This window comes from Kitasatospora sp. NPDC054939, from assembly GCF_053610105.1.
Genome location: NZ_JBSGXP010000259.1, coordinates 1 through 4,905, shown reverse-complemented (window position 1 = coordinate 4,905; position 4,905 = coordinate 1). Strand labels below are relative to the sequence as shown.

4 protein-coding genes are annotated in these 4,905 nt (G+C 75.7%); all 4 read right to left on the bottom strand.

Features of this window, described 5'->3' with window-relative positions:
• On the bottom strand, nt 1-1,583 hold a 1,583-nt coding region (locus ACWGB8_RS37740), incomplete at its 3' end, for a sensor histidine kinase (protein WP_452218182.1).
• Complete coding sequence (locus ACWGB8_RS37735) at nt 1,580-2,350, bottom strand: response regulator transcription factor (RefSeq protein WP_452218181.1); 771 nt, start codon at nt 2,348-2,350, stop codon at nt 1,580-1,582. The genes ACWGB8_RS37735 and ACWGB8_RS37740, both read right to left, overlap by 4 nt.
• Nucleotides 2,351-2,497: 147 nt before the next feature.
• A complete protein-coding gene (locus ACWGB8_RS37730) occupies nt 2,498-3,526 on the bottom strand; it encodes a S1C family serine protease (RefSeq protein ID WP_452218180.1) in 1,029 nt (342 codons plus the stop codon).
• A 150-nt stretch (nt 3,527-3,676) separates the two neighbouring features.
• Nucleotides 3,677-4,711 (bottom strand): LacI family DNA-binding transcriptional regulator, encoded by a 1,035-nt coding sequence (locus tag ACWGB8_RS37725; RefSeq protein ID WP_452218179.1) that lies wholly within the window; start codon nt 4,709-4,711, stop codon nt 3,677-3,679.
• Nucleotides 4,712-4,905: the final 194 nt, after the last annotated feature.

Genomic DNA, 4,905 nt, shown 5'->3' with positions numbered 1-4,905 from the left:
GGCCGGACGCCGTCGTCCGGCCCGTCGTCCGTTTCCGGGCCCGCCCCGGGGCCCGCCGCGTCCGGGGCCGTCCCGGGGGCCGGTCCGGGGCCGGCCGCGGGCCGCTGCGGGCTGCCGGGCAGCCGCACGGTCGCCTGGGCGCCGGGGCCGCCGTCCCGGGCCGGGCCGAGCGCCACCTCGCCGCCCGCCTCCCGGACGCCCTGCGCCACGATCGACAGGCCCAGCCCCGATCCCGGCAGCTGGCGCGAGGACGGCGAGCGCCAGAACCGGTCGAAGACGTACGGGAGTTCGTCCGGCGGGATGCCGGGGCCGTGGTCTCGGACGGTCAGCACGCCCTCGTGCAGGCGGACGTCGATGGCACCGCCGGGCGGGCTGTACTTGACCGCGTTGTCCAGCAGGTTGATCACCGCCCGCTCCAGCAGGGCGGCGTCGGCGTGCACGTACCAGGGGTCGACGGAGGTCTCGAAGGCCAGGCCGGGGCCGCGCAGCCGGGCGCGGGCGACGGCCCGTTCGGCGATCTCGTGGAGGGCGACCACGGCGGGGTTCTGACCGGGGCGGGGGGAGTCCGGCCGGGAGAGCTGCAGCAGGTCGCCGATCAGGACGGTGAGCTCCTGCATCTGCGCCTTCATGTTGCCGAGCAGCCTGGTCCGGGTGGCCGGGGGCAGCGGTCGACCGGTCTCGTCGCTGCGGATCAGCAGGTCGACGTTGGTGCGCAGGGAGGTGAGCGGGGTGCGCAGCTCGTGGCCGGCGTCGGCGATGAGGCGGGTCTGCCGGTCACGGGAGTTGGCGAGCGCGGTGGACATCGAGTTGAAGGACGTGGAGAGCCGGGCGATCTCGTCCTTGCCCTGCACCGGGATGGTGGTGCCGACCTCCTCGGTGCGGGCGATGTGCTCGACGACGTCGGTGAGCCGGTCGACCGGCTTCAGGGCGGAGCGGGCGACCAGCCGGCCGGCGAGTCCGGCCAGGATGACGCCGCCGAGGGCGACCCCGCCGAGCACCAGGGCGAGCTGGTTGAGGGATTCCTCGACGGGTTCGGTGGAGGCGGCGACCATGACCAGGGCGGTCGGGTGGCCGCGCAGCGGCGAGGGGGTCCAGCCGATCCGGACCAGCGCGGGGGTGCCGTCGGTGAACCGGCCCTCGCGGATGACCGCCTGGTTCGGCCGGAGCCGGTAGGCCTCGGTGTCGCCGGGCTCGACCACGACGGCGCGGGCCGAGTTGGGCGGCAGGCAGACCACGGTGGGGTTGCTCAGCACGTACTGGAGGTCGCGGCTGGGCGTGCGGGTGTTGGCCGTGGTGGACTTCGCGGCGGCGAGGGCCGCCTGCGGGGTGGCCGCGCAGATGTCCTCCGCGCGCACCTGGAGCTGGCCCGGGACGCTCAGCAGGTCCTTGCGGACGAGTTCGTACATCCGCTCCCGGACGATGAACCAGCAGGCCAGGGCCGAGAGCGCGATGGCCACGGCGACGGCGGCCGCGGTGAGGAAGGTCAGCCGGCTGCGCAGCGAGCGCCCCCGCAACCGGTGCAGCAGGCGGTGCCGGGCCGGTCGGGGCGGGCCGAGCGGCGGCGGGGGGAGCCGGCCGCTCACGAGCCGGTGCCGGCGGCCGGGCGCAGCGCGTAGCCGACGCCGCGGACGGTCTGGATGAGCCGGGGCAGGCCGCCCTGCTCGGTCTTGCGGCGCAGGTACATCACGTAGACGTCCAGGGAGTTGGAGGACGGCTCGAAGTCGAAGCCCCAGACGGCCTTGAGGATCTGTTCGCGGGTGAGCACCTGGCGGGGGTGGGAGAGGAACATCTCCAGCAGCATGAACTCGGTGCGGGTGAGCTCGACCGGGCGGCCGGCCCGGGTGACCTCGCGGGTGGCGGTGTTCATCCGCAGGTCGGCGAAGGCCAGCACCTCGCTGTCCTGGTCGGCCGCGGCGGCGCGGGCGGCCTCGGTGGCGAAGGCGCTGCGGCGGAGCAGGGCGCGGACCCGGGCGAGGAGCTCGTCGAGCTCGAAGGGCTTGGCGAGGTAGTCGTCGGCGCCCACGTCGAGGCCGGTGACGCGGTCGCCGACGGCGTCCCGGGCGGTCAGCATCAGGACGGGGACGGTGTCGCCGCGCGAGCGCATCCGGCGGACGGCGGTGAGGCCGTCCATGCGGGGCATCATGATGTCGAGCAGGACGAGGTCGGGGCGGTCGCGTTCGACGGCCTCCAGCGCCTCGTGGCCGTCGGTGGCGGTGGTGACCTCGTAGCCCTCGAAGGCGAGGCTGCTCTCCAGGGCGTCCCGGAGGGCGGGTTCGTCGTCGACCACGAGGAGCCGGGCGGGGGCGGCCCCGGACTCGGCGGAGGTGCGGTCGTCGGCGGACGGGGTCATGGGCGGCTGCCCCTTCTCGTGGTGGAGGGCCGGTTGAGGGCCGGTGTCGGTCCGGGTGGTGACGGCGGCTCCGCCGGGGCGGGGCCGTCGGGAGCAATTGTCCGGCCGGGGCCGGGCGGGGGCCGCGGGACAGGCCCGCGGCGGTGGTCAGACGCTGCGTCCCGCCTCCAGGTCGGGCAGCACCTTCTTGATGTCGTTCACGGGGATCGCGAAGCCGAGGCCGACGTTGCCGGCGCCGCTGCCGCCGGCGGTGGAGCTGCTGCCGTTCGGCGAGTACATGGCGGAGTTGATGCCGATGACCTGGCCGGTGGCGTTGATCAGCGGGCCGCCGGAGTTGCCGGGGTTGAGGGCGGCGTCGGTCTGGAAGGCCCGGTAGGTGGTGCTCTCGCCGCCGGTGGCGCTGCTGTTGCCCGGGCCGGGGAGGTCGGGGAAGCCGAAGCCGCCGTTGCCCCCGGTGCTGCCCTCGTCGAGGCGGACGGTGACCTCGCGGTCCTCGGCGCTGATGATGCCGGAGGTGACGGTGCCGGTGAGGCCCTCGGGGTTGCCGATGGCGACGACCGGGTCGCCGACCGAGACCGCGGAGGAGTCGCCGAGCACGGCGGGGGTGAGGTCCTCGGCGCCGCGCGCGGTGATCACGGCGATGTCGAGGGACTTGTCGGTGCCGGTGACGGTCGCGGCGGCGGTGGAGCCGTCGGCGAAGGTGACGGTGATCCGGCCGCCGTCGCCCGCACCGGAGACCACGTGGTAGTTGGTGAGGATCCGGCCGTCGTCGTCCAGGACGACGCCGGTGCCGGTGGCGGCGCCGCCGGCGGATCCGCTGCCGCCCGGGGCGGTGATCCGGACGACGCTGGGCGAGACGGCCGCGGCGACCGCGGCGACGTCGGCGCTGCCGTCCGCGCGGGCGGCGACCGGGCCGGCGGCGACGGCGGTGCCGGTGTCGCGCTGTTCGGCGGTGACGACGCCGCCGGCGACCCCGCCGAGCACGGCCGCGACCGCGGCGACGGCGGTGACCAGGGCGAGGCGGCCGCGCAGGAGGCCGCGGCGGGCCCGGCCGCCGGGGCCGGCGGGCGGCTGCGTGGGCAGCGGCGGCAGGGGCGGGACGGACGGCGGGGGCGGCGCGGCGGGGCTCGTGCCGGTGGCGTCCGAGGAGGGCTGGTGCGGGTGTCGGTCGCTCATGCCGACCAACGTCCGCCCTCCGGATGAGAATCCGATGAGAACCGGCTCAGAGGGGTCCGAGAAGCCCGTTGACTTCTCATAAAGCCTGCTCAGGCGGGGTCGGCGGCGGTGCGGCCGGCGCCGCTGCGGTCGGCCTCCGCCGCGCCGGGGTCAGCCCGCGCCGCAGCCGCAGGAGCGGCGGAGCACCAGGCGGGACGGGAACTTGCGCACCCGCTCGGTGTCCGAGCCGGGCACCATCAGCGAGTCGTCGAGGACGAGGTCGACGGCGGCCCGGGCCATGGCGTCCCGGTCGGAGGCGACGGTGGTCAGCGGCGGGTCGACGAAGGCGGCCTCGGGCACGTCGTCGTAGCCGGCCACCGCGAGGTCCTCGGGCACCCGCAGGCCGGCCTCGCGGGCGGCCCGCAGCACGCCGATCGCCTGGTCGTCGGTGGAGCAGAAGATCGCGGGCGGGCGCTCGGGGGAGCGCAGCAGCTCCAGGGCGACCTGGTAGGCGCCGTAGCGGTGGAACGGTGCGTCGATCAGGCGCGGTCCGGTGGGCAGGCCGTGGGCGTCCATGGCGCGCTGCCAGCCCTCGACGTGGTCGATGACCGGGTCGCCGGGCGCGGGGGCCTCGACCGGGCCGCCGAAGCAGACCACGTACGGGTGGCCGTGCTCCTCCAGCAGGTGGCGGACGACGGCCTCGGCGCCGCCCACGTCGTCGCTGACCACCGCGACGTCGTCGATCGCCTCGGGGCGGCGGTGCAGCAGCACGACCTTGGCGCCCTCCATGGCGGCGAACTCCTCGGCGGCGCGCTGCGAGGGGCCCTGGCTGACCAGGATCAGCCCGGAGACGCGCATGCCGAGGAAGGCGCGGACGTAGTGCACCTCGCGGTCGTCCACGTAGTCGGAGTTGCCGATGAGCACGAGCTTGCCGCGCTCGGAGGCGGCCCGTTCGACGGCGTGCGCCATCTCGGCGAAGAAGGGCTGGCGGGCGTCCGGGACGACCATGCCGATCAGGTTGGTGCGCCGGGAGGCCATCGCCTGGGCGACACTGTTCGGCCGGTAGCCGAGCTCCTCGATCGCCGCGAGGACCTTCTCCCTGGTCGCGGGCGCGACCGGGCGCGGCCCGTTGTTGATGACGTAGCTGACGACCGCGGTCGAGGTGCCAGCCAGCCGGGCTACATCGTCGCGCGTCACTTTGGCCACGGGCCGAGTCTACGCGTGTGGCGCAAGCGCGGGGCAGCGGGACCGGGGCTACCGGCGGGTACCGTCCGGCCGTGTCGGGACAGCGCGGGTCGTTTGCGGACAAGCCGGGCGAGCGCCCATCCCGGTCACCGGGCGAGCGCCCATCCCGGTCACCGGGCGGGCGCCCATCCCGGTCACCGGGCCTCGACCTCGGC

Coding starts and splice junctions, on each gene's coding strand:
- ACWGB8_RS37735 (WP_452218181.1), bottom strand. CDS start 2,350: ATGACCCCGTCCGCCGACGACCGCACCTCCGCCGAGTCCGGGGCCGCC.
- ACWGB8_RS37730 (WP_452218180.1), bottom strand. CDS start 3,526: ATGAGCGACCGACACCCGCACCAGCCCTCCTCGGACGCCACCGGCACG.